The sequence below is a fragment of the Actinomyces sp. oral taxon 170 str. F0386 genome (assembly GCF_000195595.1).
GTDB lineage: Bacteria > Actinomycetota > Actinomycetes > Actinomycetales > Actinomycetaceae > Actinomyces.
In genome coordinates this window covers 46,858-59,766 of sequence record NZ_GL882555.1, presented here as the reverse complement: position 1 = coordinate 59,766, position 12,909 = coordinate 46,858, and the positions used below count along the sequence as shown (strand labels likewise).

15 protein-coding genes and 3 tRNA genes are annotated in these 12,909 nt (G+C 66.7%); 10 read left to right on the top strand and 8 right to left on the bottom strand.

The annotated features are described in order from the left end of the window. Positions 1 to 154: 154 nt before the first annotated feature. Entirely contained in the window at positions 155 to 1,495 is a 1,341-nt protein-coding gene (locus tag HMPREF9056_RS10780; RefSeq protein ID WP_034514461.1) for an amino acid permease, read from the top strand. Positions 1,496 to 1,542: 47 nt separating this feature from the next. On the opposite strand, the gene HMPREF9056_RS10775 is transcribed toward HMPREF9056_RS10780, so the two are convergent. Together HMPREF9056_RS10775 and HMPREF9056_RS10770 are read right to left on the bottom strand one after the other, a co-directional pair. After that, positions 1,543 to 1,917 (bottom strand): YccF domain-containing protein, encoded by a 375-nt coding sequence (locus tag HMPREF9056_RS10775; RefSeq protein ID WP_009405008.1) that lies wholly within the window; start codon positions 1,915 to 1,917, stop codon positions 1,543 to 1,545. A 52-nt stretch (positions 1,918 to 1,969) separates the two neighbouring features. Next, positions 1,970 to 2,890 (bottom strand): RimK family alpha-L-glutamate ligase, encoded by a 921-nt coding sequence (locus tag HMPREF9056_RS10770; protein WP_009405007.1) that lies wholly within the window; start codon positions 2,888 to 2,890, stop codon positions 1,970 to 1,972. 296 nt (positions 2,891 to 3,186) lie between these two features. Here HMPREF9056_RS10770 and HMPREF9056_RS10765 point away from each other — a divergent pair. The 6 genes from HMPREF9056_RS10765 to HMPREF9056_RS10740 all read left to right on the top strand — a co-directional run bounded on the left by HMPREF9056_RS10765 (position 3,187) and on the right by HMPREF9056_RS10740 (position 6,140). Further along, a tRNA-Lys gene (locus HMPREF9056_RS10765) sits at positions 3,187 to 3,259 on the top strand. Between the two features lie 47 nt (positions 3,260 to 3,306). Then, positions 3,307 to 3,382: transfer RNA gene (locus HMPREF9056_RS10760), tRNA-Lys, on the top strand. A 287-nt stretch (positions 3,383 to 3,669) separates the two neighbouring features. Beyond that, on the top strand, positions 3,670 to 3,858 hold the full coding sequence (locus HMPREF9056_RS10755) for a hypothetical protein (RefSeq protein ID WP_034514460.1): 189 nt from the start codon (positions 3,670 to 3,672) through the stop codon (positions 3,856 to 3,858). A 146-nt stretch (positions 3,859 to 4,004) separates the two neighbouring features. Further along, positions 4,005 to 4,481: a thioredoxin-dependent thiol peroxidase gene (bcp, locus tag HMPREF9056_RS10750; protein ID WP_009405006.1), complete on the top strand. Its 477-nt coding sequence runs from the start codon at positions 4,005 to 4,007 to the stop codon at positions 4,479 to 4,481. Between the two features lie 117 nt (positions 4,482 to 4,598). Beyond that, positions 4,599 to 4,680 (top strand) — tRNA-Leu (locus tag HMPREF9056_RS10745). Positions 4,681 to 4,787: 107 nt separating this feature from the next. Continuing rightward, entirely contained in the window at positions 4,788 to 6,140 is a 1,353-nt protein-coding gene (locus tag HMPREF9056_RS10740; RefSeq protein WP_009405004.1) for an SMI1/KNR4 family protein, read from the top strand. A 1-nt stretch (position 6,141) separates the two neighbouring features. Here HMPREF9056_RS10740 and HMPREF9056_RS10735 read toward each other — a convergent pair whose 3' ends face one another. Beyond that, entirely contained in the window at positions 6,142 to 6,435 is a 294-nt protein-coding gene (locus HMPREF9056_RS10735; protein ID WP_009405002.1) for an antibiotic biosynthesis monooxygenase, read from the bottom strand. A 151-nt stretch (positions 6,436 to 6,586) separates the two neighbouring features. Between HMPREF9056_RS10735 and rph the strand changes: the two genes are divergently transcribed. Together rph and rdgB are read left to right on the top strand one after the other, a co-directional pair. Then, positions 6,587 to 7,381: a ribonuclease PH gene (gene rph, locus HMPREF9056_RS10730; RefSeq protein ID WP_009405001.1), complete on the top strand. Its 795-nt coding sequence runs from the start codon at positions 6,587 to 6,589 to the stop codon at positions 7,379 to 7,381. 3 nt (positions 7,382 to 7,384) lie between these two features. Then, entirely contained in the window at positions 7,385 to 8,092 is a 708-nt protein-coding gene (gene rdgB, locus HMPREF9056_RS10725; protein ID WP_009405000.1) for an RdgB/HAM1 family non-canonical purine NTP pyrophosphatase, read from the top strand. A 15-nt stretch (positions 8,093 to 8,107) separates the two neighbouring features. Here rdgB and HMPREF9056_RS10720 read toward each other — a convergent pair whose 3' ends face one another. From HMPREF9056_RS10720 to clpS, 5 genes are read right to left on the bottom strand one after another with little or no spacing between them, the layout of a single operon-like run. Continuing rightward, positions 8,108 to 8,674, bottom strand: coding sequence for a DUF3054 domain-containing protein (locus HMPREF9056_RS10720; RefSeq protein WP_157185065.1), 567 nt, complete (start codon positions 8,672 to 8,674; stop codon positions 8,108 to 8,110). Then, positions 8,671 to 9,468 (bottom strand): MBL fold metallo-hydrolase, encoded by a 798-nt coding sequence (locus HMPREF9056_RS10715; RefSeq protein WP_009404998.1) that lies wholly within the window; start codon positions 9,466 to 9,468, stop codon positions 8,671 to 8,673. The genes HMPREF9056_RS10720 and HMPREF9056_RS10715 overlap by 4 nt, the downstream gene beginning before the upstream one ends. Before the next feature lie 8 nt (positions 9,469 to 9,476). Beyond that, complete coding sequence (murI, locus tag HMPREF9056_RS10710) at positions 9,477 to 10,319, bottom strand: glutamate racemase (protein ID WP_009404997.1); 843 nt, start codon at positions 10,317 to 10,319, stop codon at positions 9,477 to 9,479. 30 nt (positions 10,320 to 10,349) lie between these two features. Next, positions 10,350 to 11,036, bottom strand: a complete 687-nt coding sequence (locus tag HMPREF9056_RS10705; protein ID WP_009404996.1) for a DUF2017 family protein — start codon at positions 11,034 to 11,036, stop codon at positions 10,350 to 10,352. Continuing rightward, a complete protein-coding gene (clpS, locus tag HMPREF9056_RS10700; RefSeq protein ID WP_009404995.1) occupies positions 11,036 to 11,371 on the bottom strand; it encodes an ATP-dependent Clp protease adapter ClpS in 336 nt (111 codons plus the stop codon). The genes HMPREF9056_RS10705 and clpS overlap by 1 nt, the downstream gene beginning before the upstream one ends. Positions 11,372 to 11,504: 133 nt before the next feature. Here clpS and HMPREF9056_RS10695 point away from each other — a divergent pair, with 133 nt between their 5' ends. Further along, a complete protein-coding gene (locus HMPREF9056_RS10695; RefSeq protein WP_009404994.1) occupies positions 11,505 to 12,875 on the top strand; it encodes a nicotinate phosphoribosyltransferase in 1,371 nt (456 codons plus the stop codon). Positions 12,876 to 12,909: the final 34 nt, after the last annotated feature.

Sequence of the window (12,909 nt, the reverse complement as noted above, 5' to 3'; positions counted from 1 at the left end):
CGGCGCCGGTAGCGTCTCGCCTATGGCACCCGTTGCAGATCCCCATGGGACCGCCGAAGAACTAGAAGAATCAGCAACCTCACCCATCTCCTCCTCTCAACCGGAGAAAGTGTCCCTCGACGGTCAGAGGCATGTGAAGGCGCTGGAACGCCGCATGAACCCACGTCATCTCATGATGATCAGCTTCGGCGGGGTCATCGGCACGGGACTGTTTCTGTCCACTGGCAACACGATTCACCAGGCCGGCCCCCTGGGGACCGTACTGGCCTACTCCATCGGCGCCGTCATCGTCTACCTGGTCATGCTGTGTCTGGGAGAGCTGAGCGTCGCGATGCCCTTCACCGGCGCCTTTCATGTCTATGCCCACCAGTACCTGGGGCCGGCCACGGGATTCGTCACTGCCATCCTGTACTGGCTCACGTGGACGGTAGCCCTGGGAAGTGAGTTCACCGGCGCAGCGATGATCATGTATGGCTGGTTCCCAGGCGTCCCCGTATGGGTATGGGCGGCCGCCTTCATCATCCTGGTCCTCGTGCTCAACACGGTCTCCGTCAGGGTCTTCGCCGAGGCGGAGACGGTGCTATCCGGGATCAAGGTGGCGGCGATCATCATATTCATCGCTCTGGGCACGGCCACGATCATTGGGCTGCTGCCCTACGAGGGGCACCGCTCGTTCCTGGGGCTGACGAATCTGTACCAGGACGGCCTCTTCCCCAACGGATTCGGCGCGGTATTCACCACGATCCTGGCCATCAACTTCGCCTTCTCCGGCACCGAGCTCATCGGCGTTACCGCCGGAGAGGTCGAGGACCCGGGCACTACCATTCCTCGCGCGATCCGGGCGACCCTGGCCCGCCTGACCATCTTCTTCATCGGCTCGATCGTCGTCATCGCAGCACTGATCCCGTGGGAGAGGGCCGGGGTCGAGGAGAGCCCCTTTGTAACGGTCCTGTCGAGGATCGGCGTTCCCTGCGCCGGGGACATCATGAACGTAATCATTCTGGCCGCCATCCTGTCGGCGGCGAACTCGGGGCTCTATGCCTCGACCCGCATGCTGTGGTCTCTGGCCAACGAGGGCACCCTGCCTAAGGCCCTGGCTCGCACCAACCGGTTCGGGGTGCCGGCACTGGCCATGGGACTGTCCATGTTGGGCGGGCTGGCGGCCCTGCTGACATCGACCTACGCCGCCTCCACGGTGTACCTGGTCCTTGTATCCATCTCCGGACTCGCCGTGGTCCTGGTGTGGGTGGTCATCGCCGTCTGCCACCTGTCATTCCGACGTTATTGGCTCGCCGACGGCCGCAGTCTGACGGAGCTGGCGTACCGAGCTCCCGGGTACCCATGGGTATCGATCGCGGCGCTGGCACTATCGGCGGCCTCCTGCCTGCTTATCGCCTTCGACCCTGAGCAACGCCCGGCCCTGGGGATCACCGCGCTCTTCCTGGCGGTCTGCTACCTCGGCTACTGGGGAGCCAACCGCCGGATCAGCCTCTAGAAAGCCGGTGGAGGACTACGCAGTCCTCCACCGCACATGACAAGCCTTCAACGAGTCTCGACTATCTGCTTACCGAAGGGGAAGCAGGTGATAGGGATGAGCTTGATGTTGGCCACCGCCAGCGGGATCCCAATGATGGTGATGGCCTGCGCGGCTGCGGTGGTGACGTGGCCGATCGCCAACCAGAGCCCGGCAACGAGGAACCAGATGACGTTACTGATCCCAGTCATGGCGCCGGCTCCAGGGGCGGGGACCACCTCGCGCCCGAAGGGCCACAGGACGTATGCGGCTATGCGGAAGGAGGCAATTCCCGCAGGAATCGTGACGATGAACAGGCAGGCGATCAGACCGAAGAAGACGTAGCCGAGGAACAGCCAGAACCCACCAAGGACGACCCAGATGATGTTGAGCAGCGTGCGCATGTCATCTATGTACCACACGCGGGAACCACAATGTGCCCGCGCTCGCAGGCGGTCACCAGAAGATGCGCTGAGCGATGGCGTCAGCGAAGTTGTCCAGCGCCTCCGGCGCTGCCCCGAGGTAGAGTCCTGCGTCGATCAGCGAGACCTCCATGAGGTAGAAGCCGCCCTGACCGTCTCCAACGACGTCGACACGGTTGAACAGGAGCTGAATGTCTCGGCCGGAGACCTCCTTGATGAGCGTATGGATGGCCTTGCGCACCCGCTCACCCCAAAGCCACTCCTGCTCACTGGGCTCCCGCGCGGTGACGATCTCCTCGTGAATCTGGTCAGTCGACTTGAAGGACGGGTGAAGCATCGGAGCCTTCTCCACCGCGTGAGAGAGCACTCCGTTGAAGTAGACCAGCGAGACCTCACCCTTGCGGTCGACCTCCTCAAGGTACCGCTGGACCATGACGGTGCGCCCACGGCGCAGGTGGTGCATGGCGTCATTGATCGCCGCAGAACGGGAGGAGGCGTTCGTGGCGGTGTAGCGCCCCGTGCCGCGCCCGCCTGAGGATACCGCCGGCTTGACGACGAAGTCACCGTGCGCCGGAAAGCGGGTGTGCACCTGGTGCTTGGAGTAGCCGGCCTCCGGCTCCAGCCAGGTCGTCGGAATCATGGGCACCCCCCACTCGCTCAGTCGGGTGAGGTAGTGCTTGTCCGAGTTCCAGGTAACGACGTCGGGATGGTTGGCCAGTCTGGGAACCGAGCGGGCCCATTGAAGGAAACCGGAGTAGTTGCCCTTGGTGGCGTAGTCGCGGACGCTGCGCAGGACGACGGTGCCGGCCTGGCTCCAGTCGACGTCGGGGTCGTTCCACACGGCGATCCTCGGCTCGATGCCGCGGGCGCGCAGGGCATCGGGAAGGCCGCGGTCGTCGTCGTCAAGCTCTGGGAAGTCGGCGCAGGTAGCCAGCGTCACAATCGGGTCGCTCATGAGGCCCACGCTACCGCGCACGGCTCCGCGGCGAGGGCCGCAGGCGTGTGACGCTGAACCGCGCTCATACCAACGCGAAGGATTACCTCCCGGTCGGGACGGCTGGATACGGGTGGCTGCCACCCCGCAGGTGAGCATCACCAGGCCGTCATAACCACCGACCCCCACAAGACTCCTTGAGACTTGCCACACAATAGGGCGCTTTCGTGGATTCCAACTGGACGTCCCCCACCTTCATCCGTAAAGTATTCCTCCGTCGCCCAGCGAGCCACATCAAATGACATCGCTGTGGTGATGCACCGCTAGCTCAATTGGCAGAGCAGCTGACTCTTAATCAGCGGGTTCAGGGTTCAAGTCCCTGGCGGTGTACGGATCTTCCGGCCCAGTAGGCCGGGGACGACGGTCGCCGAGACCGAGCACCGCTAGCTCAATTGGCAGAGCAGCTGACTCTTAATCAGCGGGTTCAGGGTTCAAGTCCCTGGCGGTGTACCACGAGGGACATGTGCTCCGCTCGGGATGACCCCGCAGGCGTAAGCAGCACGTGAACATCGGCGTCCAGGGGGGCAACCTCCTCCAGCAAGGCCGGGAAGTCCTCGGAATGTCACCGTTCCACCAGACACTGCCGCCTCGTGATCCCAGTTAGCGGCTGCGCCAACCAGCTGCGGCGTGAGAAGTCCTGATCCGCAGCACGCCGACTCGCAGGCATGTACCTGCTATCGCACGCGGTCCTGCAAGGCCCCACTGGGCCGACGACGTCGAAGGAAGTTGAGGGAGTACGTATGACGCACAACATTCACACCACCACAGCGGCCACAGCCCGCGAAGCGGCTGAACGCGAGCTCTTCGCTGCACGCGCCGAGCTCGCGTCACTGGGCGCAGCGACCTCGCCCTCGCGCCTTGAGCGGGCGCTGGAGCGGTTGGAAGCAGCGCAGAGGGCATCACGGCAGCCGCTCTCCCAGGTCGCCTGAGCAGGGGCGCAGCATCGGGTCAGGATCGCAGAGCCGATGTGGTCAACGTTCGCCAGATCACGAAAGTAAGTCGCCGAATCCACTGCCGCAACTACCGGCCGCGATGCGAGGATGAGCATATCCGCCCAGGAACCCGAGGAGGACCTATGCCCCAGCTCGCTGCCGGTGATCGCGCCCCGGATTTCGCCCTGCCCGATCAGGACGATCACACCGTGACCCTCGACGACCTTCGCACCAGCACGGACAGGGGCGTCATCGTCTACTTCTATCCCAAGGCCAGCACTCCGGGCTGCACCAAGGAGGCATGCGACTTCAGGGACTCCTTGGAGGGACTCAAGGCGGCCGGCTACGCCGTCGTCGGCATCTCCCCCGATCCGGTGACCGCCCAAGCCACGTTCTCCAGCCGCCACGGCCTGCCCTTCCCTCTGCTGTCGGACGCCGACCACGCCGTCATGGAGGCTTGGGGCGTGTGGGGTGAGAAGAAGAACTACGGAAAGGTCTACACCGGCGTCATCCGCTCAACCGTGGTGGTCGCGCCCGATGGAACCGTGACACTGGCCCAGTACAACGTCCGCGCCACCGGGCACGTCAAGCGGCTGCGAGCCGCACTCGGTGTGGACTGACGAGCCCTGAGGCCATTATTCTCACATCCTCTGCGCCCACCCCTGTCGACGACAGCACGCTGGGAGACCGCCGTGTTCGGCCATCCGCGTGCAAACCGGTAGAGTGGACGCAACACAGCGCGAGTGGCGGAATTGGTAGACGCCCCAGGTTTAGGTCCTGGTGCCTTCGGGCGTGAGGGTTCGAATCCCTTCTCGCGTACAGATCTCATTTCCCGGCACGGTCAGGGCCTGCGGGCTCCGACAGCCAGGCTTGTCATCCTTGTCCACTCTGACTCTGCCGCTTCCCCAGCCTGATCCGAGGCATCGATGAAAGAGAACTCCTTCAATCAGGATACGCCCGCTTTCGATGCTGTGCTGGCGCAGACGATCGCCAGACACTTTCAAGGCGCCGTGGCCGAGGCCATCGACGGCGTCCAGACGGTCCGACTGGGCAACGGCCTTCCCGTTATTGAGTGCTTCATCGATACGATTCAAGACCACGAGCCATATGGCGCATTCCTCTTTCTCCAGATCACGTCGGGCGCCTTCGGCGATACCCAGACGCTGGTGACGGCCAGCGGCTACGGTTCAAGCCAGCTGGCGTCGGTTGTCACCGCCGGATGCAACTGGGCCTGTGCCTTCGGCCCCGCCCTTCTGGCCGGAATCGGCCGCCCGGACCTGATCAGCTCCCAAGACCCTGAGTTCGAGCAGTTCGAGGCCACAGTGGGAGGCAGACGCTACCGGGTGAGCGCCGGTCATCTCGATCGCAGCATGAATATGCCGATCGAGGAGGTGACGGCCTATCGCCAACAACTCGGCGGACCTCGCGCCCTAACCAACCGGGTGCTCTCCAGCCCTCTGATTCCCGCCACTCGTACTGGTGAGGCCGTAGCACTGGGCTGCTACGTCTCGATCGGACCGGAGCCGATCACCGAGCTCAAGCTCGCAGGCGCCGATTGGCCCGCAGGGCGCAGCGTTCTGGACGCGATCCCTCCGGAGGACGGCGGCTACCGTATGCTCCGGGAGTGGGCGGTGCTCACACCCCTGGAGCCAGCCCCGGCACTGACCCGGGACGATCTGCAGCACACCCTCAACCTCATCCGCGCCACCTCGGACAACCCACGCAGTGAAGCCGGCTGGCTGGGTAGCAGACACCACAGCATGAGGCTGGGACCGCCGAGCCTGCCTCAGGGCCTCTCTCTTCCTGAGGACATGCGTTGGTTCCTCGGCACCATCGCAGGCTCGGGCGCCGGCCCCGGCTACGGGCTGGACATCTACCCGGCAGACGACGGAGGCATCCACCTCGCCGATGCCGGTTGCGGCGCCGAGTGGCGTATGAGCCCCTACGACGGCAGCGTCTGGTTGGACTCACGGGCCTGCGACGATGGTTTTGTCCGCGTAGCCCCGAGCTTCCTATCCTGGTACGAGGCCTGGCTCGATCATGCGATCCGCGGTGGTGGGCCGTTTGCGCAGTGGTCCTACCAGGTCGACGCCGCCTACAAGATGCTCAAGCAGAGCGCCGGCGAACACGGCGTCGAGCGTCTTCCGAAGACTGTCACACGGGTCAGGATCCATGACCCAGCCAAGGATGTCGGCCCCTGTCACTCCTGCCAGCTCGTCTACGACTGGTTCGGTGTACCGGAGTCGGTCTTCGTCACTGCCCCGTCCCCGGCGACCTGAGTCACTGCTCGTGCTGAACGACCTCGAAGCCGAGGACATCCACGCGCATTCCCCGGCGCCTGTCGTCGTCGTGCCCACCGGCCGGCCGCGCGGCCTGCCAGCGTTCATAGTCCTCACGCGTCTCCCACCGAGTCACCACGAAGTAGCGGTCCTCACCAACCACCGGACGCAGCAGCTCGAAGCTCTGGAAGCCCTGTGAGGTGTCGACGCCCCGCTTACGTGCGGCGAAGCGCTTCTCGATCTCGGCCTCGGCGCCCTCGGGGAAGGTCAGCGCGGTGATGTTGACGTAGGTCATGATGTTCTCCTCGGTGTCTTTGTCGGCTCCGGGCCGGAACAGGCGTCACAGCGAACGCTACCGCCTGACCACAGCCTCGGACTACAGGCACTGGTACCTCACGGCGCTGAGACAGCCCCGAAGCCGGGTGGTGGCCGGGTAGCCTGAGCCCATGACAACTGCCTCGTTCACCCGCAAGGACGGTCGCGCCGTCGACGAGCTTCGCCCCGTGACCATGACCCGTCACTGGCTCGACCACGCCGAGGGATCGGTCCTGGTGACATTCGGGCGCACCCGTGTCCTGTGCGCCGCCTCCTTCACCGAGGGCGTCCCGCGCTGGCGCAAGGGCAGCGGTGAAGGCTGGGTGACCGCCGAGTACGCCATGCTCCCTCGGGCCGGGTCGGAGCGCTCAGGGCGCGAGTCGGTGCGCGGCAAGGTCGGCGGCCGCACCCATGAGATCTCCCGCCTCATCGGCCGTAGCCTGCGCGGCATCATTGACGTGTCCGCGCTGGGTGAGAACACGATCGCCCTGGACTGCGACGTCCTGCAAGCCGACGGCGGCACCCGTACCGCGGCGATCACCGGCGCCTACGTGGCCCTGGCCGATGCCGTCACCTGGGGCACTGAACGAGGTCTCATCAAGGCCCGCTCCGGCAAGCCGGTGCTGTCCGACTCCCTGTCGGCCATCTCGGTGGGGATCATCGACGGTGTTCCCTGCCTCGACCTGCCCTATGAGGAGGACGTGCGCGCCCAGACCGACATGAACGTCGTCCAGACCGGTGACGGCCGGTTCATCGAGGTCCAGGGCACCGCCGAGCATGCCCCCTTCGACCGATCCGAGCTGGGATCACTGCTCGACCTGGCCGCCACCGGCAACACCCGGCTGGCAGCGCTCCAGCGCCGAGCCCTGGCCGGCCCCGACGACGAGCCCTTCACTGTGTCCTCCTCTCAGTCGACGGAGGCCTGATCCGTGAACGATCCCTCTGGCGCCGACGGCGCTCCCCTGCTCACGGACCGAGTCGAGGTACCTGATGGCGCCCGTCTCGTGCTGGCCACCCACAACGCCGGCAAGCTGGCCGAGCTGCGGCAGATCCTGAAGCCGCTCGTACCAGACCTGGATCCTGGCGCGATCATCTCGGCCGCCTCGCTCAAGGTACCCGAACCAGTGGAGGACGGTCTGTCCTTCACTGACAACGCCCGTCTCAAGGCCCGCGCCCTGGCCTGGGCCACTGGCCTGCCAGCAGTCGCGGACGACTCGGGTCTGTGCGTGGACGTGCTGGGCGGAGCGCCGGGGATCTTCTCGGCACGCTGGAGCGGCCGACATGGGGACGATGAGGCCAACCTCCAGCTGCTTCTGAGTCAGCTGGCCGACGTCGCCGATCCGCATCGCACAGCGTGCTTCACCTGCGCCGCGGTCCTGGTTCAGCCGGCCACCGGCAGTGCACCGGAGCGGGTCGCCGCCATCGAGCGCTCCATGGAGGGGCGCCTGGCTCACTCTCCTCAGGGAGAGGGAGGGTTCGGATACGACCCGATCTTCGTCCCCCTCCAGGAGGACGAGTCCGATGCCCGAGGCCGTACCACCGCCCAGATGACGCCTGAGGAGAAGCACGCCATCTCCCACCGGGGCCGGGCCTTCCGTGCCCTTGCACCAGTCCTAGCCGAGCTCCTGGGCCGGTAGCTAGCCGTTCACGTCTCACTCACCGGGCACCCGGCGAGCTCCGTGGTGCTCAACTCCTCCCTGCTCCTGCTCGGCGAGGCGGCGCGCCACGGGCCTGGGGGTCAGGGAGTCGTGGGCGCGCACGTAGCCGTAGAGCCACCGCCACCCGGCCAGGAACACGATGAGGAAGGTCCCGGTCATGAGCGACCAGGAGACTGCGACCAAGACGCCAGTGACCGCCAGATCGGTCAGGTAGTGCAGCGCGGTCCATATCACCCAGGTCAGGCCTGCGATGATGAGCCCCTCGGGCAGGGCCATCTCGAGGTGATCAGGGTGGCGATGTCGAAGGCACCAGGTGGCACCCCAGGAGATGCCCACAGCCAGGACTGCCTGCCACAGCGGCGTGACGACCTGCCCCATCGTGCGCGTCGAGGCGGCGCCGAACAGTGCCACGAGCACCACTGCCACCAGGTCCGAGGGCACCACCAGCCACCAACGCGTCCTCCTGCCCCTGGTCCAGGGACAGTCCGCCCCGTCGGGAAGAGCCGGGGTGAAGGAGATCCTCCGTTGCCGGGAAGGATGACCGTTCCCGCTGGCGCTCACAGCTCCCAGACGGCGTCCGCCGTCGCCGCCTCCAACGGACCCGAGTAGACTTCTGCGGCCTCCTTGAGGGGCACGGCCGGGTCCGTCCAGGGCTGGATATGGGTGAGGACCAGGTGTCCCGCACCAGCCTGCGCGGCGAGCTCCCCGGCGCGGCGACCGGTCATATGCATTCCACCCACGGTGTCCCGGCCCTCGACGAAGGCCGCCTCGGCCAGGAGGAGGTCCACGCCCTGAGCCATATCGCTCATACCCTGGCAGGAGTCCGTGTCCCCCGTGAAAGCGAGGCTGACCCGGAGAGACGGGTCGGCCTCGCTCGGCCCCTCGATCCGGTACCCGTAGGCCTCCACCGGGTGGAGCGCCTCAAAGGGTGCGATCACCATGGGGCCCACGCTGTAGGACCTGCCGGGCACGGCGGTGACGAAACCGAACTCGGTGGCGTAGCGCTCGCTGGGCGGGACGCCGTCAACCCCCTGCAGACGCTCCAGCAGTTCCGAGGGGCCCAGGCAGGCCACCGGCCCCAACGCTCCGGTGGGCAGCCAGCGCCGGTAGACGTGCATCCCCACCAGGTCGACCATGTGGTCGGCGTGGCAGTGCGAGATCGCTATGGCGTCCAGCTCAGCGGGATCGAGGTGACGCAGCAGCTGTCCCATGGACCCCGGTCCGAGGTCCAGCACGATCGAGTAGGTGCGCAGCGCGCCGTCGGCATCGACTCCGTCAGCCTGAACCAGGTAGGAGGAGGCCGAGGACTGGGGCCCCGACATGGATCCCGAGCAGCCGATAATCGTGAGTCTCATGCAGGTCCTTAGGGGAGGGAGGAAAGGGCGGAGGGGGACACAGGGGAGTCCGATGCGGTGGAGGCGAAGGCCACGCGCTCAACGGCGGCGACCTCGGGCCCGAGGAAGCGCCGGGCCAGCACCGAGAAGGCTTCCGGATCGCCGGTAGAGCGGAACTCGTGGCGCGGTTCGCAGGCCTCGGGTCCACGCAGAAGGTTCCTTCTGGCCAGCGCCCGGTAGACGTCCTTGGCGGTCTCGTCTGAGGAGGTCACCAGAGCGACCTCCTCCCCCATGACGTAGGAGATCGGTCCGACCAGGAGGGGGTAGTGGGTGCAGCCCAGGATGAGGGTGTCCACGCCGGCGGCCTTGATGGGAGCCAGGTACTCCTCGGCGACGTCGAGTACCTCGGGGCCGGTGGTCACACCTCGTTCGGCGAGCTCGACGAAGCGCGGGCAGGCCTGCGAGAAGAGCTCGACGCCGGGGACGGCCTGGAGCGCGTCGTCATAGGCGCGCGAGTCGACCGTCCCCCGGGTGGCGATCAGGCCCACCCGGCCGTTGCGGGTCACCCGGGCCGCCGTGCGCGCGGCCGGGTGGATCACCTCGATGACTGGGACGCCCCGCCCCAGGGTGTAACGCTCACGTGCATCGTGCAGCACGGCCGCAGAGGCAGTGTTGCAGGCGATGACGAGCAGCTTGACCCCGCGATCCACGAGCTCGTCCATGATGCTCAGTGCCAGGGAGCGGACCTCGGCGATGTCTCGAGGGCCGTAGGGACCGTTGGCGGTGTCCCCGATGTAGAGCACCCTCTCATGGGGCAGCTGGTCGAGGACAGAACGGGCGACGGTGAGGCCACCGACCCCAGAGTCGAACATCCCGATCGGAGCATCATTCACACAGCGAGACTATGCGGGCCCTGTGCCCCCGAACAGCGCGGATACCAGTGATTCCTGCCACCAGGTGACCATGTCGTAGACGAGTGCCGTGCCCCTGTACCACTGCTCGTGAGGAGTCTCGCTCTCAGGAGCCTCCTGGAAGGCGACGTCGTGGATACGCCCGGCGTCCTGAGCGGACTCGATGCCCAAACGCTGGGCCAGCACGAGACGGATGTCGTTGATCGCACCGAGCCAGTCGGCCTCCTGACCGAACGGCACCAGGATCGTTCCCTCAGGGCCCGAGGGCACCCGCATCTCGGCGACCAGCCGCGCCAGGCGGTCTGACTTGTCGTCACGTAGGCGCGCCCGGGTCAGGCTGCTCACCTCCATCGCGGTGACGGGATCCTCGGAGGCCTCCGGAAGCAGGATGCCGACGACGGGATCCGTGGTCGGCCGACCGGCGTGAACGTGATTGGCCGGAGGGTCAAGATCGACGTCCAGGGCCGCCAAGACCTCGCGGTCCCGATCGCTCTCCCCCGGGCGCCCCGGATCGCTGCGGTAGGGCTGCGAGATCGCGGATTCGCCCGTGTCCTTGAGGGCGGGGTCATCCGACTGGAGCAGGGCTCTAATCTCCAGGGCCAATCGGGCCAGGAGCTCTCGTTCCCAGTCATCGAGGCCGCAGGCCAGTCCCTCGGAGACCCGGCGGAAGGCTCGCATTACTCTCCTCCTGCGGAATCGCTCGCGGATCCATCGCCGTCGTCACCCAGGGGCTCGATCGTGGCGCGCAGGCCGTAACCGTGCATCGCGGTGACATCGACCTCCATGCGCTCGCGGGCTCCTCGGGAGACCACGGCGCGGCCAGTGGTGTGCACCCGCATCATGCGTGCCTCGGCCACGGGCAGGGAGAAGCCGAAGTAGGAGTGGAAGACCCAGGTCACATAGCTCATCGTGTTGATCGGGTCGTCGTGCACCACCGTGCACCACAGGCGCTGGGCGCGGGCGCGCGACTCCTCCAGGATCTCCGGTTCCGCAACGGGCAACGAGGCGCTCATGCCACCAGGGTAACGGCGTCCCGGCAGCAGTAGGCCAGTGATGGATCACCGCTGCGGCAAGGCGCGATAGGTTGTTCCCGTGAACGACTACGTGCCCACTGCCGAATCCCCCGCCGCCTCACCGGTTGCCTCCATGGACGTGTCGGCGGCCTCGACCTCGCTGCTGACCGACATGTACGAGCTCACCATGCTCCAGGGAGCGTTAGCCTCGGGCACCGCCTCAAGGCGCAGCGTCTTCGAGCTCTTCGGGCGCAGACTTCCCGGATCGCGCCGCTTCGGGGTTGTTGCCGGCACCGGTCGGCTGCTGGACGCCATTGAGGCCTTCACCTTCACGCCCACACAGATCGACTTCCTGCACCGTACTGGGGTCGTCGACGACGAGACCCTGGACTTCCTGCGCAGCTACCGCTTCACCGGCACGATCCGCGGCTACGCCGAGGGCGAGTGCTACTTCGCCGGATCCCCGCTGCTGACGGTCGAGGGCACCTTCGCCGAGGCGTGCATCCTGGAGACCCTGGCACTGTCGATCTACAACTACGACTGCGCCGTCGCCGCAGCCGCCTCCCGCATGACGATCGCTGCCCACGGGCGGCCTTGCGTGGACTTCGGTGCGCGCCGCGCCCATGAGCTGGCGGCCGTCGCCGCGGCCCGGTCCTCGGTCGTCGGCGGTTTTGTGGGGACCAGCAACCTGGAGGCGGGACTCCTCTACGGGATTCCCACGGTGGGGACCTCAGCGCACTCCTTCACCCTCCTGCACGACACCGAGGAGGATGCCTTCGCCGCGCAGGTGGCCAGCCTCGGGCCGAGCACCACCATCCTCGTGGACACCTACGATATAACCACCGGCGTGGAGCGGGCCGTCGAGGCAGCGCGGGCCGCAGGTGGGGAGCTCGGGGCGGTGCGACTGGACTCCGGTGACCTGGTGGCCGAGGCCTTTAAGGTGCGTGCCCAGCTCGACTCCCTGGGTGCGACGTCGACGAGGATCACGGTGACCAACGACCTCGACGAGCATGCCATCGCTGCGCTGGGGGCGGCCCCCGTGGACTCCTACGGTGTGGGTACCAAGCTCGTCACCGGCTCAGGGCGCCCGACCGCGGCGCTCGTCTACAAGCTGGTGGAGCGTGAGGGAGCCGACGGAAGCATGGAGGAGGTCGCCAAGTTCTCCTCGGGTGGCAAGTCCACCGTGGGCGGCCGCAAGTGGGCCGGCCGCACACTGACTGCCAAGGGCACGGCCGCCGAGGAGCTGGTGGTCTCCAGCAGCTCCCAGGACCAGGGCCTGGCAGCACTGGATGAGGCCGGTGCGAGGCCGCTCCAGGTACTCCTGGTCGACGAGGGCCGGATCGTCGAGAAGCACCGCGGCAAAGAGGCCTTGAGTGCGGCGGCGGAGCGGCACCGGTCCGCCCGCGCCGAGCTGCCCTATGACGCCTGGCGCCTGAGCGACGGGGAGTCTGCACTACAGACCCGCCACGTCGACCTCAACGGTCAAGGCGCCATCCGGCGCTGAGACGTCCCAGGAGGACGTCAGAGCGGATCCGCAT

Bases quoted from the DNA above. Each gene is read 5' to 3' on its own strand.
- clpS (WP_009404995.1), bottom strand. From the start codon at position 11,371: ATGAGCGCCTCGTTGCCCGTTGCGGAACCGGAGATCCTGGAGGAGTCG.
- HMPREF9056_RS10775 (WP_009405008.1), bottom strand. From the start codon at position 1,917: ATGCGCACGCTGCTCAACATCATCTGGGTCGTCCTTGGTGGGTTCTGG.
- HMPREF9056_RS10695 (WP_009404994.1), top strand. From the start codon at position 11,505: ATGGACGTGTCGGCGGCCTCGACCTCGCTGCTGACCGACATGTACGAG.
- bcp (WP_009405006.1), top strand. From the start codon at position 4,005: ATGCCCCAGCTCGCTGCCGGTGATCGCGCCCCGGATTTCGCCCTGCCC.
- HMPREF9056_RS10770 (WP_009405007.1), bottom strand. From the start codon at position 2,890: ATGAGCGACCCGATTGTGACGCTGGCTACCTGCGCCGACTTCCCAGAG.
- HMPREF9056_RS10715 (WP_009404998.1), bottom strand. From the start codon at position 9,468: ATGAGACTCACGATTATCGGCTGCTCGGGATCCATGTCGGGGCCCCAG.
- HMPREF9056_RS10755 (WP_034514460.1), top strand. From the start codon at position 3,670: ATGACGCACAACATTCACACCACCACAGCGGCCACAGCCCGCGAAGCG.
- murI (WP_009404997.1), bottom strand. From the start codon at position 10,319: ATGTTCGACTCTGGGGTCGGTGGCCTCACCGTCGCCCGTTCTGTCCTC.
- HMPREF9056_RS10735 (WP_009405002.1), bottom strand. From the start codon at position 6,435: ATGACCTACGTCAACATCACCGCGCTGACCTTCCCCGAGGGCGCCGAG.
- HMPREF9056_RS10705 (WP_009404996.1), bottom strand. From the start codon at position 11,036: ATGCGAGCCTTCCGCCGGGTCTCCGAGGGACTGGCCTGCGGCCTCGAT.
- HMPREF9056_RS10780 (WP_034514461.1), top strand. From the start codon at position 155: ATGAACCCACGTCATCTCATGATGATCAGCTTCGGCGGGGTCATCGGC.
- rph (WP_009405001.1), top strand. From the start codon at position 6,587: ATGACAACTGCCTCGTTCACCCGCAAGGACGGTCGCGCCGTCGACGAG.
- HMPREF9056_RS10740 (WP_009405004.1), top strand. From the start codon at position 4,788: ATGAAAGAGAACTCCTTCAATCAGGATACGCCCGCTTTCGATGCTGTG.